This is a genomic window from Halopolyspora algeriensis (assembly GCF_003337235.1).
Classification (GTDB): Bacteria; Actinomycetota; Actinomycetes; order Mycobacteriales; family Pseudonocardiaceae; genus Haloactinomyces; species Haloactinomyces algeriensis.
In genome coordinates this window covers 1-26,510 of sequence record NZ_QPJC01000016.1, presented here as the reverse complement: position 1 = coordinate 26,510, position 26,510 = coordinate 1, and the positions used below count along the sequence as shown (strand labels likewise).

The window sequence follows — 26,510 nt, the reverse complement described above, 5'->3', positions numbered from 1 at the left end:
CGTATCACCCTCTTCGGGGCACCGACCGGTCGGTTTCGTATCTTCTCATTGCTCGAGGCCGCGTTGCAGCTTGCGCATCCCCGCCTGCCACCGGTCGGGATCCGCGGCCCGCTGAGCGTAGCGCTGGGCGACCTCGGCATGCGGCAGGACCAGGAACCGCTCGTCACCCAGCGCGTCGACGACCGTGTCGGCCACCTGCTCGGGCTCGATGGCCTCGGCGGCCAGCAGACGTTGGCCCGCCTCCCCGCTGCCCTCGAGCATGTCCGTGCGCACGCCCTGCGGGCACAGCGCCTGAACCGTCACGCCACGGTCGGCATAGGTGACCGACATCCACTCGGCGAAGCCGAGCGCGGCGTGCTTGGTGACCGAGTAGGGCGCCGATCCGAGCATCGTCAGCAGGCCCGCCGCCGACACGGTGGCGAGGAAGTGACCACTGCCGCGCTCCAGCCAGTGCGGCAGCACCGCGCGGGCCGCACGGACGTGGGCCATCACATTGATCTCCCACGTCCGGTCCCACAGCTCGTCGGAGGTTTCCGGGCCCCCGGCGGTGGCCACACCCGCGTTCGCGCAGAACAGGTCGATCCGGCCGTACTGCCCGAGGGCCGTGTCGACGAGTGCACGCACACCCTCGTCGGCGGCCGCGTCACCGGGAACCGCCAGGCCGCCGACCTCGGTCGCGACGCGGCGGGCGGCATCCGCATCGAGGTCGTTGACCACCACGGTCGCTCCCCGGGCCGCGAACTTTCTGCTCATGGCCGCCCCGATGCCGTTGCCGGCACCGGTGATCACCACCACCGCATCGGCAAGCGAGTCCATCTCAGACACCTCCGGTGAGGGCCACGCCACCATCCAGGGTGAGGATCTGGCCGGTCACCCAGGAGGCCTCCTCCGACAGCAGGTACGCCGCCGCACCGCTGACGTCGGACGGGACCCCCAGACGCTGCATCGGGTACTGGGAGGCGACCTCGTCCTCGTTGTTCTCGTAGAGAGCCGTGGCGAACTGCGTTTTCACCACGGCCGGGGCCACGGCGTTGACCCGCACGGTGGGGCCGAGCTCCACCGCCAGCTCCTGGGTCATGTGGGTCAGCATGGCCTTGGTCGCGCCGTAATAGCCGATGCCGGGTGCGGGCTTGAGCCCGGCCACCGAGCACACGTTGAGCACCGCTCCACCGTGCTCGGCCATCCAGGCACGGTGCACCCGCTGGGTCCAGGCCAGCGCACCGAGCACGTTGACCTCGAACGTCTTGCGTGCGACGCCGTGGTCGAGTTCGATCAGCGGCCCGTAGGCGGGATTGATCCCGGTGTTGTTGACCAGCATGTCCACCCGGCCGAAGGTCTCCAGCGTGCGAGTGACCGCCTCCTGCTGGTGCTCGGTGTCGTCGGCCTTGCCCGCCACGGCGATCGCGTGCTCGGCACCGCCGAGGCTGTCCACCGCCTCGTCGAGCGCCTCGGGTTTGCGCGCCGTGAGACACACCTGGGCGCCCTCGGCCACCAGCCGCTGGGCGATCGCGAACCCGATCCCCCGGCTGGCACCGGTCACGATCGCCACCCGGCCGTCGAAACGCTTGCTCATTCGCTCCCCTTCTCACCCGACAGACATCGCTGTGTCCCCGGCACCGCAGAACCTCGTCCCTCGTCGAGGCCGACCACACAGCACTTCCGACACGACTTCCGACAAGACCGACCAGTCGGTACGTACAGTCAAAGGGTCGTCCCCGAGTCTCGTCAACCCCGGACATCACGGAGACGGGTGCGCACGCTTGCGCACACGGCAGGCCGGAACGCGTTATTCTGGGCGTATGACAGTCGCGCTGGAGACGGTGCTCGCCAGGGCTGGGCTGAAGGTCACGGCCGATGAGTTTCTCTCCCTCGTCGAGGACGCCGCCAACCGGCTCACCCCACCCCAGAAGGATCCCGCCGCACGCTTTACCGAATCCGAGCGTGCGGCACTGACCGAAGTCGGTCTGGACCTCGCGCCCTACGACGACGGCGAAGAGGACCCTCGAGCACGGACCGTCGCCGAGCAAGCCGTGTTGTGGGACACCGCGCTGTCCGTGGCTCAGGCCGCCGACCGTGTGGGCGTGGACACCAGTCGCATCCGGCATCGTGTCGCCGCGCGCCGCCTCATCGGCTGGAAGGGCCGCGGTGGATGGCGTCTGCCCGCATGGCAATTCACCGACAACGACGTCCTCCCGGGCCTGGAAACGGTCCTGACCGCGCTGCCCGGCGATCAGCCCGCCCTGGTCGTGGCGAACTTCATGACCACACCGCAGGAGGACCTCGCCATCGGCGACCGCCCGGTGAGCCCGCGAGAGTGGCTGATGGCCGGTGGCAACGCCCGGCGCGTCGCCGATCTCGCCTCCACCATCGGCACTCCCGCCTAGGTACCCCTTCCCGCATCGGAACTCCGGCGACCACACGGACCAGGACACACATGGCTCGGCTTCCTCAGCCGCCTGCGCCGGCGGCACTGCAGGCGATGCTCCGGCGTACGGAAGACGTCATCGCACTGCCCGCAGGGACCCGGCTCGCTCGCGTGTTCACCTCGGGGGGCAACCATCCCCAGGAGTGGGACACCTTCCGGTACGCGGGTCCGCTGCCGCACGCCCGGTTCGATCCGCACCTGCCCCATGCCCAGGGTGGCCCCACGGTCACCCGGGAACACGGGGTGCTGTACTTCTCGCTGTCGGTACGCACGTGCATCGCCGAGGTGTATCAGGCCACATCGACCGTGGACAGGAAGACGCGTGCTCCGCAGCTGGTGGTGTTCCGGCCGAAGCGGACCCTGCGTCTGCTGGACCTGTCCGGGCTGTGGCCCACGCGGGCCGGTGCGTCACAGGCGATCAACAACGGCCCCAAGGAACGCACCCAGGCATGGGCACGCTGCATCCGGGCTGCCCACCCCGAGCTCGACGGACTCTGGTATCCCTCGTCGATGGATGCGGGCAATCCCTCGCTGTGCCTGTGGGACCCGCCCGGCGCCAGCGCGCTGCCGGACGCACCGGATGTGCTGCTGCCCCTGGACGACCCCGGCCTCGACCTGCCGCTGGGGCGTATCTGCACGGAACTCGGCTACACCCTTCTGGACTGACGGGCGGCGTCACCACCCGGCCACTGCCGGCGCCGGACGAGCTCACCCGTTCTGAAAGGCCTGTTCGTCCCTCTTCGACTTCGCCAGGCTGGCGATGGTGGTAATGGTGAGTATCACGACGATCACGCCCAGCGACAGGAAGTTGCCGATCTCCAGCCAGGTGGGCACCAGGTGGTATTCGTGCAGCGCATGGATGATCAGCTTGGCGCCGATGAACCCGAGAATCGCCGCCAGGCCCACCGACAGGTACACCAGCTTGTTCACGAGCCCACCCAGCAGGAAGTAGAGCTGCCGCAGCCCCATCAGCGCGAACGCGTTGGCCGCGAAGACCAGGAACGCATCCTGGGTGATACCGAAGATCGCGGGGATGGAGTCCACCGCGAACAGCAGGTCGGCGCTGCCGATCGCGACGATGACCACGGCCATCGGGGTCAGCCAGCGCTTGCCCTCGAGCTTCACCGTCATCCGAGTGCCGTGATAGTCCTCGGTCACCGGATACGCCTTGCGCACCCAGCGCACGACCCGGTTCTCCTGGTACTGCTCGTCCTCGTCCTTCTTCCGGACCATGCTGACCGCGGTCCAGAGGAGGAACGCTCCGAAGATGAAAAAGACCCAGGAGAACCGCGAGATCAGCTGGGCGCCGACGGCGATGAAAGCACCGCGCATGACCAGCGCGAGCACGATACCGATCAGCAGTACCCGATGCTGGTGGATCGAGGGCACCGCGAAACTGGACATGATCACCATGAAGATGAACAGGTTGTCCACGCTCAACGAATACTCGGTGATGTAACCGGTGAAGTACTCGACGGCGAAGTGGTAGCTGCCGAACAGCCAGACTCCGATACCGAACAGGATCGCGCAGCCAACGTAGAAGGACACCCACTTGGCGGCCTCGCCGGTTGTCACCTCGTGCGGCTTGCGGTCGACGACGACCAGGTCGAGCAGCAGGAGCACGGCCAGCCCGCCGAGCGTGGCCAGCCACACCCACCACGGCACGCTCAGCGTGTCCACCTGGGCCTGCTGCGCCAGCACGTTCGTCTCGACACCCATCGATCTCCTCCGGTTCAGGGCACATGCCGGTGACCGGAGGTCTCTCCCACCGGATACGCCGGCCGACAGCACCGGGCCCCGCCAGCCTGGTCCGCAGGAGGAAGAGTTCCGTGATGACGATGCTGCCGCGAAGGAATACTCCCCTCCAACAACCCGGCCAAGATTGTCACCGATGCGCGTTCCGGGGCACCACCCGGGGTGATGATCGACACCGTGGAATCGCCCGACGCCACCACCACGCCACCACGCCGGCCGAGGGGCACTGTGCACCGTAACGGGAACGACAGCCACCACGGTGATCACCGGTACCGTGTTCGTGACCACAGGGACATGAGCATGCGCCACGACGCCCCGACACGAACGCATGCCGCCACACACCGCTTCAGGCGGCCGCCGGATTGCTCTTTGATATCCAATTCATAGCGTCTCGGTGTTACCTCGCCTGTGAAGGCGCCTCGCAGCGCATATGTCACCTACTGTCGGGCGCGTGCGTCCGATTCCCCGTTTCCGCAGGACCTTCCTGCTCGTCTGCCTCGCCCTGGTCGTGCTCGTCGTCACCGGTGCCGTCCTGTGGCCCACCGAGGAGCGATCCGCGGCGGCTTCTCCGGGAATCACCAGCAGGCACGTACGGATCGACGTGCTGGACGGCCCGGGTCAACAGCAGCGTGTCCAGATCGACCTGATGCTGTATGCCCCGGCGGAAACGCCCGCACCCGTCGTCGTGCTCTCCCACGGGTTCGGCGATGACAAGAGCAGTCTTGCCGGGCCCGCCCGGCAGCTGGCCACACGCGGTTTCACCGTGCTGACCTACTCCTCGCGAGGTTTCGGTCGCAGCACCGGCAAGATCGCGTTGAACGCGCCGGAGTACGAAGTCACCGATGCCCGCCAGATCCTCGACTGGCTCGCGCGGCAACCCGAGGTGGTCACCGAGGACTCCGGCGATCCTCTCGTCGGGGTCGCGGGTGTGTCCTACGGCGGTGCCCTGAGCTTGCTGCTGGCGGGAACCGACTCCCGGGTCGATGCGATCGCGCCGATCACGACCTACAACGACCTGACGCAGGCGCTGCTGCCGAACTCGGCCTCTCCCGAGCCGATCCCCTCGGACACGCCCGCGCGCGGTTCCTTCGCCGATGACGGAGTGTTCAAACGGGCGTGGGCGGCACTGCTCTTCGCCGCAGGAACCCGTGGTTCGGCCGCGGCGAACACCCCCCGCGACGCCGAACCCTCCGCATCTCCCAGCCCGTCACGCGAAGAGCTCGCACCCCGGGAAAGCGCACCGGCGACTCCTCCCTCGATTCCTCGCTCCACGGCTCCGGCCGCGGACCTCGGGACTTCGAACCCTCAGACCTCGATGTCCTCCCGGCCGGATCTCGAGTCCGCGATCTGCGGGAACTTCATCGCCGAGGTCTGTGCCGCCTACACCGAGCTCGCTCGCACCGGCAAAGCAAGCAGGCAAACCCTCGACCTGCTCGCCGCCGCCTCACCCGCGAGCGTGACCGACAACATCAACGTGCCGACGTTGCTCGTGCAGGACCGGCAGGACCCCCTGTTCGGGCTTGCCCAGGCCGACGCGAACGCACGTCAGATCTCCGCGGCCGGCGGCACGGTCAAGATGGTCTGGTACGCGGGTGAGCACGGCGACGTTGCCTCGGATCCTGCCCTGTGGTCCCGCGTGGGCGACTGGTTCGCCCACCACCTCCAGCGTCCCGGCGTGCCCCGGGCTCCCGATCCGGGCACGGCCTTCGAGTACCACGTCGTCGAAGGGCGGCAGGCGGCAGGAGAGGCCACATCGCGCACCGTGGTCGCCCCCGCCTACCCGGGTCTGTCCACGCAATCCACCCGGCGCCGCTCACTGCCGTTGTACGGGGCGCCGGCTCGAGTGATCAACCCTCCCGGCGGCAGCACCGCCTCGATCGGTTCGCTGTCCGCCACCGATACCGCACCGGACGCGGCCGGCGCGGTCGACGATCGGGCCACCGGAGGCGCCTCGGAGCAGGTGGCGACCTTCCGGACCAGCCCGGTCGACCAACGAGTACTCATCACCGGCGTCCCGCAGACCCGGCTGTCGGTGTCCTCCATACCGGGACAGGCGAGCACGGGCGAAGCCGTCCTGTTCGCCAAGCTCTACGACGTGGGACCGGGTGGGCAACGCGAGTTGATCGGCAACGGCACCGCGCCGCTGCGGATCACCGAGCTTCCTTCCGACGGCACACCGATCGAGGTCGATGTGGCCTTGCCCGGCGTGGTGCACACCCTGCAGACCGGGCATCACCTGCAACTGGCGGTGACGACCACCGACCGTGCTTACGCGACACCCGACGCCCCGGCCGTACATCTCGTCGGGCTCACCGGTAAGCGTGCCCTGTCACTGCCCTCGGTCGAGGGCACGACAACGTCCAGCTCCTCCTCACCTCTCCCGGCACTGGCCGGTATGGGGGCGATCCTGCTGGTGATCGCACTCGGATGGGGGGTGACCTCGCTCTTCAGACGGTTCGGCACCGATATCGACACCGACCTCGCCGACACTCCCCTGGTGGTCTCCGGGCTGTCCAAGTCCCGTGGCTCCCAGGCAGCCGTCGTCCGGGAGCTGTCGATGCGCGTGGAGCGTGGCCAGATCGTGGGTCTGCTCGGAGTCAACGGCGCCGGTAAGACCACCGTTCTTCGGACGGTGCTGGGGTTGTTCCGACCCGACCGCGGTGAGATCCGCGTGTTCGGACATCGGGTCTCACCCGGCTCACCGGTACTCTCCCGTGTCGGTGCTCTGGTGGAAAGCCCGGGCCTGCTGCCGCACCTGTCGGGTATGGACAACCTCAAATCCCACTGGGCAGCCACCGGCAGGCCCGAGGAACACGCGTGTTTCGAGGAGGCCCTGCGCATCACCGGGCTGGAATCGGCGGCGGGCCGACCGGCCGGTACCTACGACCACGGCATGCGGCAACGCCTGGCCATCGCGCAGGCGATGCTGGGCATGCCGGAGTTGCTCGTCCTCGACGAACCCACCAACGGCCTGGACTCCCCGCAGAGCGAACGGATACGTGAGGTGCTGCGGCACTACGTCTCCGCGGGCCGCTCCGTGCTGCTGTCCAGCCGCCTGCTCACCGAGATCGAACAGACCTGCACTCACGTCGTGGCCATACATCGGGACGGGCAGGCCACGGCCGGGTGTGTCGAGGATGTGCTGGCCACCGATGGCCGGATCACCTTCCGAGTGGACGAACCGGCCGACGCCGCGGAGACACTGCGCTCACTGGAAGGGATCGGATCCGTGGAAACCGACGGCGACACGGTGCATGTCGAGCTCGCCGGACACACCGCTGCGACCACGGTCAACGCACTGGTGGAAGCCGGTGTTTCGGTGAGCCGGGTCGGCCCGCGCCGAGGTGAAGACACCTTCCTGCAACTGCTCGGAGAGGAACGGCGCTGATGCACGACGTCGAAACGGCCCCGGAACCGGTGGCCGGCCACGTAGCCGCAGGTGGGGACGTCCGCGGCCGATCGGACGGCAGCGCTGCCGGCTACCACGCCCAGCGGACACTGCCGGTGTCCGTCGAGCTGTGGCGCCAGTTCACGAGGCGTCGAACGCGATCGATGCTCGCCTTCCTCGCCGCGCTGCCGTTGTTCCTGCTGGTGGCCTTCGAACTCGGCGGTGGCGGCGACGGTGGTGGAACCGAGACACAGAGCCTGCTCGAAAACGCCACCTCCAGCGGCCTGAACTTCGCCGTGTTCACCTTGTTCATCGCCACGAATGTCCTGCTCATCGCGATGGTCGCGCTGTTCTTCGGGGACACCGTGGCAGGTGAGGCATCGTGGTCGAGCCTGAGGTACCTGCTCGCCGCACCGGTTCCGCGCGCGAGGCTGCTGCGGCAAAAAGCAATCGTGGCCACGCTGTTGACCACAGCCGGGCTTGTGCTGCTGACCGTGGTGGCGCTGGTCGTCGGTGTGTGGTGGTACGGCGGCGGCGCGCTGCACGCCCCGGGCGGCGAGGTCGTGCCCTTTCCCGCCGGGGTGGTCCGCCTCGCCGGTGCCGTCGTCTATCTCGCCGTGCACCTGATGTGGATCGCCGGTCTCGCCCTGTGGCTCAGCGTGTCCACCGACGCGCCGCTCGGAGCCGTCGGGGGGACGGTCGTGGTCGCGATCGGCTCGCAGATCCTCGACGAGGCCACCGCGCTCGGCGAACTGCGACGGTACCTGCCGACACACCACTCCACCGCATGGTTCGACCTGCTCGGCAACGAGGTCGCGTGGGCAGCACCGGCAGGCGGGATATTCGCGGGAATGGCCTATGCGACGGTGTTCGTGCTGCTCGCGCTGTATCGCTTCCACCGCAAGGACATCACGAGCTGACCACCCGTCGTCGCCTCCCGGCCGGTTTCCGCGCACCGCGGTTCACCATCGCCGGCGCGGTCGGCGCGTGCGCGACGCCGCATGCGGGTAGCCGCGTGGCAGTAGCCACTCGACCGTAGCCAGGTGATCACGATGGCCGGGCAGGCCAACACGAATCCCGACTTCTTCGGCTTCGCCGATCTGCTCACCGACGCCGAGCGCGACGAGCTCGCCGGAATTTCCGAGTACCTCCACCGCGAGGTCAAGCCGCTGGCCCAGGACGCGTGGGAGCGTGCCGAGTTTCCCTTCGAGGTCATCGGCAAGTTCGCCGAGCTCGGGATCGCGGGATTCCAGTATCCCGAGTACGGCGATGGACAGCAGCGACGACCACTGTTCAACGGCTTCCTCGGCATCGAGATGAACAAGGTGGACCCGTCCCTGGCAGTGGCCTCCGGCGTCCACACCGGGCTCGCGATGGGCAGTATCCACGGCGGCGGCGACCAGCGGCAGCGGGACCGCTGGATACCCGACATGGTCGCGTGGAACAAGATCGGCGCGTTCGGGTTGACCGAGCCGGAGGGCGGCTCCGACGTCGCGGGAGGCATGCGCACCACGGCTCGCCGCGAGGACGACGAGTGGGTGCTCAACGGCACCAAGCGCTGGATCGGCAACGGCACCTTCGCCGACCTCGTCGTCGTGTGGGCACGCGACGAGGCCGACGGCAACGTCAAGGCGTTCGTGGTGGAAAAGAGCGTGCCCGGTTTCTCCGCGAGCAAGATCGAGGGCAAGATCTCGTTGCGCAGCGTGCAGAACGCCGATCTCTCCTTCGACGACGTACGGGTCCCGGAAAGCAACCGGCTGCAGAACATCGACAGCTTCCGCGACACCGCCAAGGTGCTGGCCAAAACGCGCGGCAACGTCGCGTGGCAGGCCCTGGGGGTGGCCATCCGCGCCTACGAACTCGCCCGCGAGTACGCGGTCACCCGCGAGCAGTTCGGCAAACCCATCGGTTCCTTCCAGATGATCCAGGACCTGCTGGTCAAGATGCTCGGCAACATCACCGCCATGTTCGGACTGGTGACCCGGCTGGCGCAGAAGATGGAGGCGGGCTCGGCCGGCGCGGACCACGCCGCACTGGCCAAGAGCTTCACCACGACCAAGATGCGTGAGTGCGTGTCCTGGGCCCGCGAAGTGTTCGGTGGCAACGGCATCGTGCTCGACTACGAGGTGGCGAAGTTCTTCGCCGACGCCGAGGCGGTCTACTCCTTCGAAGGCAGCCGCGAGATGAACACCCTCATCGTCGGCAAGTCCATCACCGGCCACAGCGCTTTCGTTTAAAGGGTCCGCGGATTGGTCATCGTGCCGACGACGGAATCGCGTGGTGGCAATGGAACAGGGCATGCGGATCGTATCGGGCCTCGAGTTCGGTGAGCCGCCGGTAGTCCTCGGGCTCACTCCTCGTCCGCTCACGCCAACGCCAGGTCCGTCTCCGGAAAATCATCACCGGTACACAGCAACGGTTCACCGGCAACACTCGCTGTCGCGTACGTCAAGCAGTCACCGAAGTTCAAGCCGGCAGGATGCCTACGCTTTCCAAATCGCTCGTAGGCATCCACCGCAATCCACCAGTGGTCCTGCGTCATGGGAACGACCTCGATCCCACCTTCCTGCAAGAACCGCGCCAGCAGGGTCTTCCCGCGCACCCCCATACGGGCTACCAGAACAATGCCTGTTTCGACGACAGTAGCGGCGCCGACGCCGACTTCGGAAGCCTGTACGATTCGCTCCTGCAAACGTTCATGGCCATCTTCCTTGAGCAGGATGGCCACGATCGCCGAACTGTCGATAATCACACGCCCTCCGGGCCGTAGCCGAGTATCTCTTCCCGCTCGTCCCGTGTCACCGGCTGCCCGAGCACGTCGGCAGGTACTTGCGGCCACGCCTCATACTCCAGGAAACGAGCCAGCCGAGTGCCGCGCTCGGAACGGCTGCGCTCCTTCAGCAGGCGCTCCCGCCGTTCTTCCAGGCCATGCCGGATTGCTTGCGTCTTCGTTTCGCCTGCGAGTTCGGCCACTTCCGTAGCCATACTCTCGGTAGCAGGGTCCTTGATGTTCAAAGCCATAGTGTAAAGGTACCTTGTTTGGAACCTTTACACCATCACTCGATGCCGGCCTCGTCCATGCCCCGGAGTTCTTTTTTCAGGTCCTGGATCTCGTCACGCAGCCTGGCCGCCAGCTCGAACTGCAGTTCCCGGGCGGCGTTCATCATCTGGTCGTTGAGCTGCTGCACCAGATCGGCCAGCTCGGCACGGGGCATCGACGTGGTGTCGCGGTCCTCCAGCACACCGGAACCGGTCTGCGCGACGGGCTCGCCCGTGGACTTCTTGCCGCGGGTGGCGTTGCGGGCCGAACCCGCCGCGACGTTCTCGTCGGTGTCGGCCGACTCGGTGTAGACCCGGTCGAGGATGTCGGCGACCTGCTTGCGCAGCGGCTGCGGGTCGATGCCGTGCTCGGTGTTGTAGGCGATCTGCTTGGCGCGGCGACGATTGGTCTCGTCGATCGCACGCCGCATCGAGTCGGTGACCTCGTCGGCGTACATGTGCACCTGGCCGGAGACGTTGCGGGCCGCACGGCCGATGGTCTGCACCAAACTGGTCTCCGAACGCAGGAAACCCTCCTTGTCCGCGTCCAGGATCGACACCAGGGACACTTCCGGCAGGTCCAGCCCCTCCCGGAGCAGGTTGATACCGACCAGCACGTCGTACTCCCCCAGTCGCAGCTGCCGCAGCAGTTCGACCCGGCGCAGGGTGTCGACCTCGGAGTGCAGGTAGCGCACCCGGATCCCCAGTTCCAGGAAGTAGTCGGTGAGATCCTCGGCCATCTTCTTGGTCAGCGTCGTGACCAGGACCCGCTCCTGATGCTCTGCGCGCCCGCGGATCTCGCCGACCAGATCGTCGATCTGCCCCTCGGTGGGTTTGACCACGACCTCGGGGTCGAGCAGCCCGGTCGGGCGGATGACCTGCTCGACGAACTCGCCCCCGGACCGCCCCATCTCGTACGAGCCGGGAGTGGCCGACAGGTACACCGTCTGACCGACCCGATCACTGAATTCCTCCCACGTCAGGGGGCGGTTGTCCAGTGCGCTGGGCAGGCGGAAACCGTGGTCGACCAGGGTGCGTTTGCGGGAGGCGTCGCCCTCGTACATGCCACCGATCTGCGGCACCGTCACGTGGGACTCGTCGATGACCACCAGGAAGTCGTCGGGGAAGTAGTCCAGCAGCGTCGCGGGCGCCGATCCGGCCTCGCGGCCGTCGATGTGCCGCGAGTAGTTCTCGATCCCCGAGCAGAACCCGACCTGGCGCATCATCTCGATGTCGTACTGGGTACGCATCCGCAGTCGCTGCGCCTCCAGCAGCTTGTTCTGCTTCTCCAGCTTGCCGAGCTGCTCCTCCAGCTCGGCCTCGATACCGCCGATGGCCTTTTCCATCCGCTCCGGTCCCGCCACGTAGTGCGTCGCGGGGAAGATGCGCACATCCTCGACCTCGCGCACGACATCGCCGGTCAGCGGATGCAGGTAGTACAGCCGATCGATCTCGTCACCGAAGAACTCGATGCGCACCGCCAGTTCCTCGTAGGCCGGGATGACCTCGACGGTGTCCCCGCGCACGCGGAAGGTGCCGCGCTGGAACGAGATGTCGTTGCGCTGGTACTGCACGTCCACCAACGCTCGCAGGAACAGGTCCCGATCGACCTCACCACCGACCTTCAGCTCGATCGAGCGATCCAGGTACGACTGCGGGGTGCCGAGACCGTAGATGCACGACACCGACGAGACCACCACGCAGTCACGGCGGCTGAGCAGGTTCGACGTCGCCGAGTGCCGCAGGCGTTCCACGTCCTCATTGACCGAGGAGTCCTTCTCGATGAAGGTGTCGGTCTGCGGGACGTAGGCTTCGGGCTGGTAGTAGTCGTAGTAGCTGACGAAGTACTCGACGGCGTTGTCCGGGAAGAACCCGCGCAGTTCGTTGGCGATCTGGGCGGCCAGCGTCTTGTTCGGCTCCAGCACCAGGGTCGGCCGCTGGATACGCTCGATCAGCCACGCCGTGGTGGCGGACTTGCCGGTACCGGTGGCGCCCAGCAGCACCACGTTGCCTTCGCCCGCATTGATCCGGTGCTCCAAATCGGCGATCGCCTCGGGCTGGTCACCGGCCGGCTCGTAGTCGCTGACCACGCGGAAACGGCCGTCCGAGCGAGGGATGTCGCCGACCGGCCGGAACTCCGAATGGGCCAGGACAGGATACTCAGTCGCGAATGCCACGTCTCCAGCGTACGAGGCTGCCCCGACACCTCACGGCAGCCGCCGTCCCGCGAAGCTGCTCACGGCAGTCGCTGTCCCACGAAAGCGCGCACTCGAAACATCTGGACCGATTCTTATCCGCTGTGACCATGGCCGCGCAGGTCAATAATGAAAGTGCTGGCTCTCCCATGTGGAGGTGGATGATGTCAACTGGCAGCATGCCCATCAGCGGGCATCCGGACCTATCGGAGATGCGACAGCGCTACGCCCCGTCTCCCCGGACATCCATGGTGCAGCTCGTCAGCGGGTTGACCATGCTGGCCGGGTTGTTCGTGGCACTCGCGCCCTGGATCACGGGATTCAGTGGCGTGGGAACCCTGGCGGTGAACAGTTTGATCACCGGTTTGGCCATAGCTTTGCTCGCCCTGGCGTTCGCGACCGCCCACGACCGCACATACGGCATTGCCTGGACCTGCCCGCTACTCGGCGTCTGGGCGATCGTGTCGGTGTTCGTCGTCAGCGGCAGCGTGCTCACGCTGTCCTCGGTGCTGAGCCTGGTGATCGGCGGCGGTGTCGTCGTCCTCACCGGACTCGGAGCCATGGCCGCCATGATGTTCTCGCCGAAAGCAGCGGAAACCACTTGACGAGAGAAGGTGCATCACCGGACATCGGTCACACGAAGCGCGGCGCCCGGCGAACGGGCGTCGCGCCCTTCGATCTCGACTCCGACACTGGGGTTCAGCGGTGGCAAGCGCATAGAGTGACACCGTGACGACTCAACGCGAGATCGCCGACCGGCTCGGATTGCCCATCCATCCGCCGAAAATCGAGACCTTCGACCTCGGCCCCCGCACCAACACCGATTCCAAGCAGCGGACACGCGCCGTGGACGAGTACCACGTGGAACCGTTCGGCCTGTACATGGCCAGACCGATGGTCGATCATCCGAAGTTGACCTACATGCAGTCGTGGCTGCTGCCCGAGTTGGGCATCCGGATCACCGACTTCAGCTGGCGCCCGGGATGCGAACGTGCCCAGGACTTCTACGTCGACATCGTCAGCATCGAGACCGGGCAGGCACGCTGGCGCAGCGTGGATCTCTACCTCGACATCGCCGTGGGAACCGGGCAATACGCCGAGGTTCTCGATGTCGACGAGTTCCTGACCGCCCTCCGCGCGGGCCTGCTCGACGATGCAACCGCTCAGCATGCCATGACGGCGACGCACACCACGCTCGACGGCCTGGCACGACACGGCTACGACCTGTCCGAGTGGCTCCGGGAGAGCGGTATCGAGCTGTCGTGGCGGCAGCCCTCGTAGCGGCACGGCTCCACAGGCGCTTTCGAGGCAGCCCGAAAATATCGCCCCGCACGGGTGACACCCCGTCGAGCAGGTAACCGCGCATCGAACCGGCTCGAAATGTTACACAACGAAATAATAATGTTGATCACATTCAGCCTTCCGGGAGATATGCTCACGGGGGTGAGCACGATGATCGCTTCCCGGCCGGTTGATGTTGTTGATGTCGTGAACGCGCAGAGGTACCTGCCCTCCGGGATCACCCAGCAACTGGAGGCCTGCCGCCTGCAACGCTGGGGCTTGTCCCTGGAGTGTCCGACGCCGGACGACCCGGCCCATGCCGGGGAGATCACGTGGCTGTTGCCCGAACTCGGACTGCGCCTGACGCAGTACCGGCCGCGCAGTCGCCACGCTCGCCGGGGTTCCAGCCTGGTGACCGCGGCTCGCATCGAGTGGGACACCCGGTCGTGGACCACCACCGATCTGCTGCTCGGATTGGAGATTCCGGAACAGGGCGCCACACGCGTGATCCGCTCCGAGGACTTCGCCGACGCCGTCTCCGACGGGACCATCCGTCTCAGCGAGGCCGACTATGCACTGCACACCGTGCTGCGCACGCTCGACGAGCTCCGGCTGCACCACGACCTCAACCAGTGGTTGGCACATCGTGGAGTGGCCGAGCAGTGGTAATCACCGTTCCGGAAGCTCCGGCGGAGTCCAGCCTGTCTGCCGCGCCCACTCTTCCGCCCTCAGGAATGCCTCGGTAAACCACGGTTCCTTGGCATCGGCATAGCGATCGGTGTCGGGATCGGTGGCGAACCGGCCGGCCACCTCGCGCTTGAGCGTCTCGTACTCCGCCCTCGCCTGCGCGTCGTCACGCAGCCAGTCACGGAACAGCAACGCATACCGCCACCCGGCTGAACCCGCCACGCGCAGGTGGACGTTGGCACGGCGTCCCGGGTCCGCGGAGGCGTGCACACGCTTGTGCCACTGCGCCGGATCGGGCTCCACGCTGTGCGGGTTGTCGCCGCGGATCTCCGGAATCACGGGAAATCCGGCCGCGCCCAGCGGTCCGGCGAGCGCGTCGGCGTCGCCCGGGGAACGCACGGTCACTTGAACATCGACGACATCCTTGGCCGCGAGTTCCGGCACGGAGGTCGAGCCGATGTGGTCGGTGCGCAGCGCCAGATCACCTGCGGCCTTCTCGATCCGGGCGCACAGGCGCCGCGCCTGGCGGGGCCACTCCGGGTCGTGCTCGACGAGCTCCGGCGCCTGTTTCGGGGCGCGCTGCCCCCACCGCACATTCGACTCGAACGGCACCAGGCGCTCGGTCCACAGCCGGTCGACCTCGGCCAGCACGTCGTCGACCTGTCCGCCGTTGTCGAGCCACACATCCGCAGCGTCCCGGCGCTGCTGCTCGTCGGCCTGCGCGCGGATCCGTGCGCGCGCGTCGGACTCCTCCAAACCGCGCTCGACCAGGCGGCGCACCCGGTCCTCGACCGGGGCGTCGACGATCACGGTCAGGTGGTACTCGGCCGCGTAACCCGCCTCGACCAGCAGCGGGATGTCGTGCACGACGATCGCGTCCTCAGGGGCCTCGGCCATCAACTGCGCGGTCCGCGCGCCCACCTTCGGATGCACGATCCCGTTGAGTTCGGCACGCGCCTCGTCGTCGGCGAACACCCGCCGCGCCATGGCCGACCGGTCCAGTGCTCCCTCGGCATCCAGGATTTCCCGGCCGAAGCAGTCGACGAGCTCGGCGAGTCCCTCCGTACCCGGCGCCACGACCTCACGAGCGATCACGTCCGCGTCGACGAGCACCGCACCGTGCTCGACCAGCCGCCTCGCGACCGTGGACTTCCCGGATCCGATGCCACCACTGAGTCCTATCCGCAACACCCGCGCCATCCTGCCAGTCGCGGGCACGCGCGGAAACGCCCGCTCTCCGGCTGCGCGGACCGTGGACCGGTACACGAAATCCATACGGCAAGGGCCCCGCTCCTCGACGCGAGGAGCGGGGCCCTTGTCAGCCACCGGAGGAAGCTGCCGTGTGGATCACGCGCCGCCGGAGAGCTTCTCCCGCAGCGCCGCGAGCTGGGCGTCACTGGCCATGGAGCCGCCCTGCTCCTCCTCCTGCTGCTGCTGCTGCTCGGCGGGCTGGCCCTCCGAGGAGTAGTTGCCGCCCTGCGGCTGCTCCTCGCCGCCCTGCGCAGCGGCTTCCGCGTCGGCCTCGGCAGCCTTGGCGACCTGCTTCATGTGCTGCTCGTAGCGAGACATGGCAGCGGCGTACTGGCGCTCCCACTCGTCGCGCTGCGCCTCGTAGCCTTCCTTCCACTCGCCGATATCCGGGTCGAAGCCCTCGGGGTAGATGTAGTTGCCCTGATCGTCGTACTCGGCAGCCATGCCGTACTGCGTCGGGTCGAACTCCGAATCCGGGGTGAAGCCCTCGTTGGCCTGCTTCAGCGACAGCGAGATACGGCGGCGCTCCAGGTCGATGTCGATGACCTTGACCATGGCGTCGTCGCCGACCTGGGCAACCTGCTCCGGGATGTCCACGTGCCGCTCGGCCAGCTCGGAAATGTGCACCAGGCCCTCGATGCCCTCGTCGACACGGACGAACGCACCGAACGGCACCAGCTTGGTGACCTTGCCCGGCACGATCTGACCGATCGCGTGGGTGCGGGCGAACTGGCGCCAGGGGTCCTCCTGGGTCGCCTTCAGCGACAGGGAGACACGCTCACGGTCCATGTCCACGTCGAGCACCTCGACGGTGACCTCCTGGCCGACCTCGACGACCTCGCTCGGGTGATCGATGTGCTTCCAGGACAGCTCCGAGACGTGGACCAGACCGTCGACTCCGCCCAGGTCGACGAAAGCGCCGAAGTTGACGATGGAGGACACGACACCCTTGCGGACCTGGCCCTTCTGCAGCTGGTTGAGGAACTCGCTGCGGACCGCGGACTGGGTCTGCTCCAGCCAGGCGCGGCGGGACAGCACCACGTTGTTGCGGTTCTTGTCCAGTTCGATGATCTTGGCTTCGAGCTCGCGGCCGACGTAGGGCTGCAGGTCGCGCACCCGGCGCATCTCGACCAGAGAGGCGGGCAGGAAGCCTCGCAACCCGATGTCCAGGATGAGACCGCCCTTGACGACCTCGATCACGGTGCCGCGCACCGGCTCGTCCTTCTCCTTGAGCTCCTCGATGGTGCCCCAGGCGCGCTCGTACTGCGCACGCTTCTTGGACAGGATCAGACGGCCTTCCTTGTCCTCCTTCTGCAGGACAAGCGCCTCGATGAAGTCGCCGACGGCCACGACCTCGGCGGGGTCGACATCGTGCTTGATCGACAGCTCACGCGAAGGAATGACTCCCTCGGTCTTGTAGCCGATGTCGAGCAGCACCTCGTCCTTGTCGACCTTGACGATGGTGCCTTCAACGATATCGCCATCATTGAAGTACTTGATGGTCTGGTCGACGGCGGCGAGGAAGTCCTCCTCCGTCCCGACGTCGTTCACTGCGACCTGCGGCTTGGTGGCGGCTGCAGTCGGGACGGTGGTGGTGTCGGTGGACATCAGGTGGGTTGCTCCGGTACGGATAGGTCGGTTGTCGTTTCTACATTGTGAGCGCACCCTGGGATCTCCCGAACCCCGGGGGGTACCCAGCCGCTCGGGACCACCCGTCGCCGAGCCGACGGAAAACCGGCGAGCTGCTGGTTGGCCCCGCTCGCATCCCTTCCGGATACCCGACCGGGGGGTGGGAAAACCCCGAAGGTGGGAATCCAGGCAAGATACCGGGACGATGAAAGACCCACGGCGCGGACGGTATCGTACGCGTTTTCTCGATCGCCGGGCAAATCGACGGGCAAATCGAGTCGAGGAGCAGCCGTTGCGAACGTACCGGGTGCAGGCTCGTGCCACAACCGGACGCCGCCTCTACGCCACCGGAGGGACACGGTGAACGCTCACCCCGCACCCAGCGGCGACACGTCGCCGCAGACGCAGCAGGGAGCCGGCACCATGCCGGATCCCGATGGTTCGGACCTCAGCACGGCGGAACGGGTCCTCGGTACGGCCGGGGCGACCAAACGCGCCGCCGGTGCGGCCGAGTCCCGCACGGCGAGCCGGCTGTGGTGGGACGCCGACGCCGACGACTACCAGGCCGAGCACGGGCCGTTCCTCGGCCGCGACGATTTCGTGTGGTGCCCCGAGGGCCTCCGCGAGGAGGAGGCGGGGCTGCTCGGTGCGGTGCACGGCAAGCGGGTGCTCGAAGTGGGCTGCGGTGCGGCCTCGTGTTCGCGCTGGCTGGTCGAGCAGGGCGCCCGGGCCGTGGCACTGGACATCTCGGGCGGGATGCTGCGGCATGCGGCCGCCGACTCCGAACGCAGCGGAGTCGAGGTACCGCTGGTTCAGGCCAGTGCGGATCTCCTCCCGTTCGCCGACGACTCCTTCGATCTCGTCTGCTCGGCTTTCGGTGGTGTGCCCTTCGTCGCCGATTCCGGCGCGGTGATGCGTGAGGTCGCCCGTGTGCTGCGGCCGGGCGGGAGCTGGGTGTTCGCCGTCACTCACCCGATGCGATGGATGTTTCCCGACGATCCCGGGCCGGACGGGCTCACCGTGACGCAGTCCTACTTCGATCGCACGCCCTACGTGGAGGTCGACGGCGCGGACAGAGCAACCTACGTCGAGCACCACCGCACCCTCGGCGACTACGTCCGCCAGATCACGACCGCAGGAATGCGGCTGGTCGACCTCGTCGAACCGGAATGGCCCGAGGGGCACACCCAGGTGTGGGGCCAGTGGAGCCCGCTGCGGGGTGCGCTGTTTCCCGGCACCGCCATCTTCCGCTGCCTGCTCGATCAGCAGGCCCCGGCGGGAACCTGACGCAGGAGGGCGCTCGCTCGTGCCGCCCCGGCGGCTTCGGTCCTCCCGCGAGGGCCCGGCGGGCGGTGCACGGCCACACCGGGCGGCCCTGCGCCCGTCGCGCGACCGTCCGCCGGGCAATACCGCAAACTGGGATGCGGAGAGGGTCATCCGCTCGGGCCGAGCCCGGGTGCGGGATTCACTCCGGGACGGATCCGAGCAGGCGGCGACTTTCGGGGAGTTACTTTTCGTGTCCCTCGCACAGGAACTGATGGAGATCCAGCGGGTGCGATTTCCCGCCCTGGACAGCGCGCTGCCGAACTCCTACCTGCTTCCCCGGCACGGTGAGCCCCTGATGGCGGCGCTGCCGGGCGGCGAGACCGTGGCCGGGTTGACGGTGAGCAGCAGTCATCCGCCGGGTTCTGTGCAACGTCTGTGGTCCGCCGCGGAGACCCACGAGCTGTTCCCCCTGGTCGGCAACCGTCCACGCGACGGTATGGACGCACTGCTGAACGCATGGCGCACGCAGCTCGCACATCGGGACGTCTCCGACACGGACTCCGCCTGCACGGTCACCTGGCCGAGCCGGGACGTGCAGGCCAGCCGGGCACTGCTGGACCACGGATTCACACCACTGGCCTGCCTGGCGGTGCGGGCACCGACCCCCATCACAGATGCGGAACCGGGTGGTACCGTAAAAATGCGTCGCGCCGGTCCGTCCGATGTGGATACCGTGCTCGAGCTCGCGCTCGCCGAGCTCGAGTACGCCGCCCTCGTCGGTGGCTCGGTGCTGCGCCCCGACGCCGCACGCCTCAAGCGCAATGCCGTACACCTGCGCCTGCGCTCGGCCGGACGCCCGGCGGACGACCGGGAGGGCGCCGTCCCGGTGTGGTTGGCCGAGCGCGACGGGGTACCGATCGCACTCGCCGAGTGCGGCTGGGTCGACAGTGGAGCGAACCACAGTGGACCCGGGCTCACCGGCGGCAAGTGGGCCTACGTCAATTGCGTGTCGGTGCGTGAGCAGGAACGCGGCACCGGTGTCGGGCAACAGCTGATGGCACTGGTGCACAATGAGTTCGCTTCCGCCGGTGTCGTCGGCAGTTACCTGTATTACAACCCGGCCAACCCGCTGTCCTCGGTGTTCTGGCCCCGGCAGGGGTACCGACCACTGTGGACGATATGGGAGGTGCGACCGGCCACTGCCCTGCGCTGACTCGTGCGGCCGGCGCCGGCCGTACGAGGAGAGGCGAGACGAGGACGTGGAAATCGTCGCTGACGGCGTCGAGGTGACCGGGCCGCACGGCCCCCTGCTGGAGCCCACCTCACTGCGCGTGGAATCCGGCCGGCTTCTTTTCGTGACCGGCCGCGCGGAGTCCGGGCGCACGGCCCTGGCCCTGGTGCTGTCCGGTCGCATGCGCCCCCGGCGGGGCACCGTGCGCCTCGACGGCACCACCGGAACCGCCACACTCCGCGACACGGTCGCGGTCGTGGACGCACCGCAGATCACCGAACCGGAGCCGTCGGTGCCGATTCACCACGTGGTCGCCGAGGAACTGAGCCTCGCAGGTCACCGTTCCGGCCGCCGTGCGGTACGCGAGTGGCTGTCCGAGCACCGTCTCGACGGCCACGCGACCCAGCGGTTCGAGAACCTGCCCACGGCAACCCGGACCTCCTTGCTGATCAAGCTGGCTCGCCACAGAAGTGGCATCCGGGCACTGGTCCTGGACTCTCCGGACCGCCACGGCGGAGACCCGCTCGACTGGTGCCTGCCCGCGCAGCAGGAGGCCCGCCGCGGTTACGCCGTCGTCGTGCTGTGCGCACCGCACTCGGTCGGCACGCTGTCCGTCACCCCTGCCCGCCTCGGGCGGAAAAACCACATCGGCGAACACCACATCGACGAACACCGGCCGGACACGGCAATGCCCACAGCAGACCCCAGGACGCCCGGCCGCACAGGCACTACGTCCCCATCCGGCCGGCAACGCACCGAGGACGCGCGATGACCACGTTCCGCCTTGCCCGCACCGAACTGCGCCGCCTCACCTCCGGGCGCCTTCCCAAGCTCGCCCTGCTCGGCGTGACCCTGGTGCCGTTGCTCTACGGAGCCCTGTACATCTACGCGAACTGGAATCCCCACGAGAAACTGGACTCGGTTCCCGCCGCCCTCGTCGTCGAGGACCGAGGTGCCACGCGCGAGGACGGCAGCCGGCTCGATGCCGGACGAGAGATCCGCGAGCGGCTCGAGCAGTCCGGTGCGTTCACCTGGCACGAGGTCGAGCGGCAGGAAGCCACCCGGGGAGTCTCCGAAGGGCGCTACACCTTCGCGATGATCGTGCCCGAGCAGTTCTCGGAGGCACTGCTCTCCCCGGCCGATTTCGAGCCACGCCGGGCACGTCTGCAGCTGGTGACCAACGACGCCAACAACTACCTCGTCGGCACGATCGCAGGCAGGGTGGTATCCGAGGTCCGCGAGGCCATCGCCGAGGATGCCGGGACGCAGGCCGCCGAGCAGCTCCTGCTCGGGTTCACCACCGTGCACGGCAAGACCGTCGAGGCGGCCGAGGGCGCCGGAAAACTCGCCGACGGGGCCCGCGAGCTGCGCGACGGCGCCGGCCGTGCCGAGCGGGGAGCCGACCGGCTCTCCACCGGTGCGCAACGGATCCTCGATGGCCAGCACGCCCTGCTCGAGGGCGCCGGCCGGCTGCGCGACGGCGCCGAGCGACTCGCCGACGGTACCGCGCAGGTGCACGACGGGTTGCGCAAGCTGCGGCGGGAAACCGCATCGCTTCCCGAGCGGGCGGCGGCGCTGGCCGAGGGAGCGCAGCGCGTCGCCGACGGTGTCGAGCGCCAAGCCCGGTACGCCGAACTCCTCGGGAAGGTCTCTGCGCGGATCACCGACCACCGCGACGAGGCAACGGCTCGCCTCGCAGACCGGCTTCGCCGGCTGGGAGTCGGCGACGACGTCGTCGACGCGGCCCTGGAAAGCCTCGAACGCACCTACGCACCGCTCGAGAAGGCCGACGACGCGGTGCGGACACCTCTGGAACAGCAACGCGCTCTGGCCGACGGCGCGCGCCGGGTGGCCGAGGGAGCGCGCACACTCGCCGATGCCACTCCGGCGATGACCGATGCGATCGCCCGGCTCACCGAAGGCTCCGGTCGGGCGGCCAAGGGGGCGGACGACCTCGCAAGCGGGGCGAACCACCTCCACCGTGCCCAGCAGCAAGCACTCCGGGGCACCGAAGAGCTGGCCGACGGTGCCGAACGACTGGCGGCGGGAACCGACGAACTCGCCGGCGGCTCGAAACAGCTCGCCGACGGATCCCGGACGCTGGCAACCGAGCTCGACCGCGGCGCCCGGGACATTCCCCATCCCGACGAGCAGACGAGCGCCGCCACCGCCCGGACCATCGGCAACCCGGTCGCGGTCGACGAGCACGCCCAGGTCAGCGCGCGCACCTACGGGGAAGGCCTGGCCCCGTACTTTCTCGGCCTGGCACTGTGGATCGGCGGCTTCGTCCTGTTCTTGCTGATGCGCCCGCTGTCCCATCGCGCGCTGGCCGCCGGGATCGCACCGTGGCGCACCGCTCTCGGCGGGTGGTTCCCCGCCGCCGGAGTCGGCACGGTGCAGGCCGTGCTGCTCTACGCGACGGTGGTGTTCGGTGTGGGCGTCCGACCGGCCTCCCCGTGGTGGACGCTCGGGTTCCTCGTGCTCACGTCGCTGGCGTTCACCGCCGTGGTCCACTCGCTCAACGCCGCGTTCGGGCCGCGGGGCAAGTTCATCGCGCTGGTGTTCCTGGTGCTGCAACTGGTCACCGCGGGCGGGACGTTTCCGTGGCAGACGATTCCCGAACCGCTGCATCCGCTGCACCAGGTGCTGCCCCTGAGCTATGTCGTCGACGGGCTGCGTCACCTGCTCTACGGGGGCGAGATCGGCAACGCGATCGGTTCGGCCGGAGTGCTGCTGTGCTATCTCGCCGCGGGCCTGCTACTGAGCACGGTCGCGGCATTCCGGCAGCGATTCTGGACTGCCGCGCGCCTCAAGCCCGAACTCACGCTGTAGGCGTTCGCGGGAGGTGGGTGGCTTCGACAGCCACCCGTCCCGCACCGCCGGCAGCTCGGGCTTGATGACCGCGCGGATGGGATCGGCGGCCGGCTGTGTGCGGTCGTGGGGACAAGCGGCATGCAGCCGCTTTCACCCACGCACGCAACCCGCACCGTTTTCAGCCGGTGCCCTCGGCAGGCTCGTCGTAGCGGGCGAGCTCGATCAGGTTCCCGTCCGGGTCCTGCAGATACAGCGACGTGATCGACCCGTCGGTGCCGGTACGGCTCACCGGCCCCTCCTCGATCCGCACATCGTTGGCACGCAGGTGTTCCTGAACCTCGCTGATCGCATTGTTCGTCACCAGGCACAGGTTCGCCGCGCCCGGCACCGGATGCGTCGCCGTCGGTTCCACCAGCTCGCTGGCCGCGTGCAGCTTGATCGTCTGGTGCCCGAGGCGAACGGCACGCCGGTCACCGGGGAAGGTGACCGCTTCCATCCCGAGAATGCGCTCGTAGAAGTCCACTGCCCGATCGACATCGGTCACCGTGAGGACCAGGTGGTCCACTCTGTCGATGCTGATCATGACCCTCCTCAGGAACGGCGGCGCCTGCGGGCTGTGCACAGGCGCCGACCCTCCGCGTTCGAATCGTCTTGGTGACCTCTCATGACGCAAGCCCGGGAAGGGGACTCTATCCGCAACGATTCATCCGACCGGCCGGTGGCCCGCGTTCGGCTCCTGTCCTCCGGTCAGTGTGCAGCGGTGTCCCAGGACACGCCCATTCCCACCGAGACCTCGAGGGGGACCTCCAGCTCGTGGGCCGAGGCCATGTGCCTGCGCACCAGTCGCTCGACTTCGTCGCTTTCGCCCTCGGCCACTTCGATGATCAACTCGTCGTGCACCTGCAGCAGCATCCGGGAACGCAGGCCGGCCTCGGCCAACGCGCGGTGCACACCGAGCATCGCGACCTTGATGATGTCGGCCGCGCTGCCCTGGATCGGCGCGTTGAGAGCCATCCGCTCGGCCATCTCGCGGCGCTGCCGGTTGTCGCTGATGAGGTCCGGCAAGTAGCGGCGCCTGCCCAGGATCGTCGAGGTGTACCCGTCCTTGCGCGCCCGTTCCACGATCTCGTTCAGGTAGTCGCGCACCCGGCCGAAACGCGCGAAGTAGGCGTCCATCTGCTCCCTGGCCTCGTCGGCCGAGATGTTGAGCTGCTGGGAGAGACCGAACGCCGACAGGCCGTAGGCCAGGCCGTAGGACATCGCCTTGACCCTGCGCCGCAGTTCCTGGTCGACCGCGTCGATCGGCACGCCGAATGCTTGCGAGGCGACGTAGTTGTGCAGGTCCTCACCGGTCCGGAACGCCTCGATCAAGCCTTCGTCGCCGGAAAGGTGGGCCATGATCCGCATCTCGATCTGGCTGTAGTCGGCGGTCATCAGGCTCGCGTAGCCGTCGCCGACCACGAACACCTCGCGGATCCGGCGCCCTTCCTCGGTGCGGATCGGGATGTTCTGCAGGTTCGGTTCCGTGGAGGACAGTCGCCCGGTCGAGGTGATCGTCTGGTTCAGCGTGGTGTGGATCCGGCCGTCCGGTGCGACGGCCTTGACCAGCCCCTCCACGGTGGTTTTGAGCTTGGTGGCGTCCCGGTGTTCCAGCAGGTGCCGCAGGAACGGGTGCTCGGTCTTGCCGTACAGGCCCTGCAGTGCCTCGGCGTCGGTGGTGTAGCCGGTCTTGGTGCGTTTGGTCTTGGGCATGCCCAGCTCGTCGAACAGCACTCCCTGCAGCTGCTTGGGCGAGCCGAGGTTGATCTCCCTGCCGATCACCGAGTAGGCGTCCTGGGCGGCCTGGTCGACCCGAGCGGTGAAATGCGTGCCGAGTTCGGCCAACCGGTCGGCGTCGACGGCGATTCCGGCTTCCTCCAGCGTGCCCAGCACGCCCTGCAACGGCAGTTCCAGTTCGGTCAGCAGCTGCTTGCTGTCGATGCCTGCCAATTCCGCGTCGAGCACATCGGCGAGCTCACCCACCGCGCGGGCACGGACGAGTTCGGCCCTGGCGGCATCGGCCTTGGCCTGGTTCTCGTCCTCCAACAGCGAGAGCTGACCGCTGCCGGTGCCCTGCTCGGCGCGCAGCTCCCGCTGCAGGTAGCGCACCACCAGGTCGGGAAGGTCGAAGGACCGCTGTCCGGGACGCACGATGTAGGCCGCCAGCGCCGTGTCGCTGGTCAACCCCGCCAGCGACCATCCCCGGTCCCGGACCGCGTGCAACGGGCCTTTCGCGTCGTGCGCGGCCTTGGGCACCGAAGCATCGGCAAGCCATTCCGCCAGCGCCTGCTCATCGGCTTCCGTGAGCGCGGTGACGTCGGCGAAAGCGCCTACGCCGGAAGCGTTGACCAGCGCGAGTCCCGTCAGATCCCCGCGGCCCTGTGCCCAGCTTCCGGTGAAGGACAATCCGACACGACCACCGTCCCGGGCGTGCGTGTCCAGCCACGCGGCCAGCGTGTCCGGCTCCATGAGCCCGCCGGAGATGTCGAACCCGTCGTCGGCTTCGGGCTCGGCGGTGGACAGCGTGGCGAACAACCGTTCCCGCAGCACGCGGAACTCCAGGTCGTCGAACACCCGGTGCACGGCGTCACGGTCCCACTGCTGCAGCACCAGCCGGTCGGGAGTGACCTCCAGTGGCACGTCGCTGACCAGTTCGGTGAGCTCGCGGTTGCGCAGCACCTGCGCGATGTGGGCACGCAGTTTGTCGCCGGCCTTGCCCTTGACCTCGTCGGCGCGGTCGACGAGCTCGGCCAGCGAGCCGAACTGCTGGATCCACTTGGTGACGGTCTTCTCCCCGACGCCTTCGATGTTGGGCAGGTTGTCCGACGGGTCTCCGCGCAGCGCCGCGAAGTCCGGGTACTGCGCGGGGCTGAGACCGTACTTGTCCTGGACCGCCTGCGGGGTGAACCGGGTCATCTCCGAGACTCCCTTGCTCGGGTAGAGCACCGTCACCTGATCGGTCACCAGCTGCAGCGCGTCCCGGTCACCGGTACAGATCGACACCGGAATGCCCTCGGCCGTGGCCTGGGTGGTGAGGGTGGCGATCACGTCGTCGGCCTCGTAGTTGTCCTTGCTCAACGCCGGGATGTTCAGCGCGCCGAGGATGTCCTGAATGAGGCTGACCTGGCCGCGGAACTCGTCGGGGGTGGCGCTGCGGTTGGCCTTGTAGTCGGCGAACGTCTCCGAACGGAAGGTCGTGCGGGACACGTCGAAAGCCACGGCGAGGTGGCTCGGCTGCTCGTCGCGGAGCAGGTTGATCAGCATCGAGGTGAACCCGTACACCGCGTTGGTGTGCTGGCCCGTACCGGTCTGGAAGTTCTCCTTGGGCAAGGCGTAGAAGGCGCGGTAGGCCATCGAGTGGCCGTCGATCAGCAGCAGGCGTCGGTGTTCGGATGCCATCACGGCATGCGAGTCTAGATGAATGATTCCGTGAAGCTGGTGTTAGTGGTCGTAGGCGATTAGTGATCGTTTGCGGGGTGTGTCGGTGGCCCAGTTGTGCCAGATGCCGGC

General features: G+C 67.8%; 22 protein-coding genes. 12 read left to right on the top strand and 10 right to left on the bottom strand.

What is annotated here, in order from left to right:
* Positions 1–45 precede the first annotated feature (45 nt).
* Both DFQ14_RS19360 and DFQ14_RS19355 read right to left on the bottom strand, forming a co-directional pair.
* Positions 46–816: an SDR family oxidoreductase gene (locus DFQ14_RS19360; protein ID WP_114454756.1), complete on the bottom strand. Its 771-nt coding sequence runs from the start codon at positions 814–816 to the stop codon at positions 46–48.
* Between the two features lies 1 nt (position 817).
* On the bottom strand, positions 818–1,573 hold the full coding sequence (locus tag DFQ14_RS19355) for an SDR family oxidoreductase (RefSeq protein WP_114454755.1): 756 nt from the start codon (positions 1,571–1,573) through the stop codon (positions 818–820).
* Positions 1,574–1,799: 226 nt separating this feature from the next.
* Between DFQ14_RS19355 and DFQ14_RS19350 the strand changes: the two genes are divergently transcribed.
* Together DFQ14_RS19350 and DFQ14_RS19345 are read left to right on the top strand one after the other, a co-directional pair.
* The gene (locus DFQ14_RS19350; RefSeq protein WP_114454754.1) at positions 1,800–2,384 is read left to right on the top strand and encodes a DNA-binding protein; all 585 of its coding nucleotides are present in this window, start codon (positions 1,800–1,802) and stop codon (positions 2,382–2,384) included.
* A gap of 50 nt (positions 2,385–2,434) precedes the next feature.
* On the top strand, positions 2,435–3,091 hold the full coding sequence (locus DFQ14_RS19345; protein ID WP_179951623.1) for an RES family NAD+ phosphorylase: 657 nt from the start codon (positions 2,435–2,437) through the stop codon (positions 3,089–3,091).
* Between the two features lie 42 nt (positions 3,092–3,133).
* Here DFQ14_RS19345 and DFQ14_RS19340 read toward each other — a convergent pair whose 3' ends face one another.
* A complete protein-coding gene (locus DFQ14_RS19340; protein ID WP_114454753.1) occupies positions 3,134–4,144 on the bottom strand; it encodes a TerC family protein in 1,011 nt (336 codons plus the stop codon).
* A 487-nt stretch (positions 4,145–4,631) separates the two neighbouring features.
* Between DFQ14_RS19340 and DFQ14_RS19335 the strand changes: the two genes are divergently transcribed.
* From DFQ14_RS19335 to DFQ14_RS19325, 3 genes are all read left to right on the top strand, one after another.
* Positions 4,632–7,568: an alpha/beta fold hydrolase gene (locus DFQ14_RS19335; protein WP_338072637.1), complete on the top strand. Its 2,937-nt coding sequence runs from the start codon at positions 4,632–4,634 to the stop codon at positions 7,566–7,568.
* Complete coding sequence (locus DFQ14_RS19330; RefSeq protein WP_114454751.1) at positions 7,568–8,488, top strand: ABC transporter permease; 921 nt, start codon at positions 7,568–7,570, stop codon at positions 8,486–8,488. The genes DFQ14_RS19335 and DFQ14_RS19330 overlap by 1 nt, the downstream gene beginning before the upstream one ends.
* A gap of 132 nt (positions 8,489–8,620) precedes the next feature.
* Positions 8,621–9,805, top strand: a complete 1,185-nt coding sequence (locus tag DFQ14_RS19325) for an acyl-CoA dehydrogenase family protein (RefSeq protein ID WP_114454750.1) — start codon at positions 8,621–8,623, stop codon at positions 9,803–9,805.
* A gap of 128 nt (positions 9,806–9,933) precedes the next feature.
* On the opposite strand, the gene DFQ14_RS19320 is transcribed toward DFQ14_RS19325, so the two are convergent.
* Genes DFQ14_RS19320 through uvrB form a run of 3 tightly spaced genes read right to left on the bottom strand, consistent with a single transcriptional unit; the run spans position 9,934 to position 12,784 of the window.
* Positions 9,934–10,320: a type II toxin-antitoxin system VapC family toxin gene (locus DFQ14_RS19320; protein WP_114454749.1), complete on the bottom strand. Its 387-nt coding sequence runs from the start codon at positions 10,318–10,320 to the stop codon at positions 9,934–9,936.
* On the bottom strand, positions 10,317–10,589 hold the full coding sequence (locus DFQ14_RS19315) for a type II toxin-antitoxin system VapB family antitoxin (protein WP_114454748.1): 273 nt from the start codon (positions 10,587–10,589) through the stop codon (positions 10,317–10,319). Before DFQ14_RS19315 ends, DFQ14_RS19320 begins: the two co-directional genes overlap by 4 nt.
* 35 nt (positions 10,590–10,624) lie before the next feature.
* Entirely contained in the window at positions 10,625–12,784 is a 2,160-nt protein-coding gene (gene uvrB / locus DFQ14_RS19310) for an excinuclease ABC subunit UvrB (RefSeq protein ID WP_114454747.1), read from the bottom strand.
* A 182-nt stretch (positions 12,785–12,966) separates the two neighbouring features.
* On the opposite strand from uvrB, the gene DFQ14_RS19305 reads away from it, so the two are divergent.
* From DFQ14_RS19305 to DFQ14_RS19295, 3 genes are all read left to right on the top strand, one after another.
* Positions 12,967–13,407, top strand: a complete 441-nt coding sequence (locus DFQ14_RS19305; protein ID WP_114454813.1) for an SPW repeat protein — start codon at positions 12,967–12,969, stop codon at positions 13,405–13,407.
* Between the two features lie 124 nt (positions 13,408–13,531).
* Positions 13,532–14,083, top strand: coding sequence for a ribonuclease FAU-1 family protein (locus tag DFQ14_RS19300; RefSeq protein WP_114454746.1), 552 nt, complete (start codon positions 13,532–13,534; stop codon positions 14,081–14,083).
* A gap of 171 nt (positions 14,084–14,254) precedes the next feature.
* On the top strand, positions 14,255–14,752 hold the full coding sequence (locus DFQ14_RS19295) for a ribonuclease FAU-1 family protein (RefSeq protein WP_246195554.1): 498 nt from the start codon (positions 14,255–14,257) through the stop codon (positions 14,750–14,752).
* On the opposite strand, the gene coaE is transcribed toward DFQ14_RS19295, so the two are convergent.
* Together coaE and rpsA are read right to left on the bottom strand one after the other, a co-directional pair.
* Entirely contained in the window at positions 14,753–15,961 is a 1,209-nt protein-coding gene (coaE, locus tag DFQ14_RS19290) for a dephospho-CoA kinase (protein ID WP_114454811.1), read from the bottom strand.
* A gap of 156 nt (positions 15,962–16,117) precedes the next feature.
* Complete coding sequence (gene rpsA, locus DFQ14_RS19285) at positions 16,118–17,629, bottom strand: 30S ribosomal protein S1 (RefSeq protein WP_114454745.1); 1,512 nt, start codon at positions 17,627–17,629, stop codon at positions 16,118–16,120.
* Positions 17,630–18,073: 444 nt separating this feature from the next.
* On the opposite strand from rpsA, the gene DFQ14_RS19280 reads away from it, so the two are divergent.
* The 4 genes from DFQ14_RS19280 (at position 18,074) to DFQ14_RS19265 (ending at position 22,979) form a co-directional block, all read left to right on the top strand.
* Positions 18,074–18,937 (top strand): class I SAM-dependent methyltransferase, encoded by an 864-nt coding sequence (locus tag DFQ14_RS19280; protein WP_114454810.1) that lies wholly within the window; start codon positions 18,074–18,076, stop codon positions 18,935–18,937.
* 229 nt (positions 18,938–19,166) lie between these two features.
* Positions 19,167–20,129 (top strand): GNAT family N-acetyltransferase, encoded by a 963-nt coding sequence (locus DFQ14_RS19275; RefSeq protein ID WP_114454809.1) that lies wholly within the window; start codon positions 19,167–19,169, stop codon positions 20,127–20,129.
* 46 nt (positions 20,130–20,175) lie between these two features.
* On the top strand, positions 20,176–20,919 hold the full coding sequence (locus tag DFQ14_RS19270) for a hypothetical protein (RefSeq protein ID WP_114454744.1): 744 nt from the start codon (positions 20,176–20,178) through the stop codon (positions 20,917–20,919).
* Positions 20,916–22,979: a YhgE/Pip domain-containing protein gene (locus tag DFQ14_RS19265; RefSeq protein WP_114454743.1), complete on the top strand. Its 2,064-nt coding sequence runs from the start codon at positions 20,916–20,918 to the stop codon at positions 22,977–22,979. Before DFQ14_RS19270 ends, DFQ14_RS19265 begins: the two co-directional genes overlap by 4 nt.
* Positions 22,980–23,139: 160 nt before the next feature.
* Here DFQ14_RS19265 and DFQ14_RS19260 read toward each other — a convergent pair whose 3' ends face one another.
* Both DFQ14_RS19260 and polA read right to left on the bottom strand, forming a co-directional pair.
* Complete coding sequence (locus DFQ14_RS19260) at positions 23,140–23,544, bottom strand: VOC family protein (RefSeq protein ID WP_114454742.1); 405 nt, start codon at positions 23,542–23,544, stop codon at positions 23,140–23,142.
* Between the two features lie 164 nt (positions 23,545–23,708).
* Entirely contained in the window at positions 23,709–26,399 is a 2,691-nt protein-coding gene (polA, locus tag DFQ14_RS19255) for a DNA polymerase I (protein ID WP_114454741.1), read from the bottom strand.
* Positions 26,400–26,510: the final 111 nt, after the last annotated feature.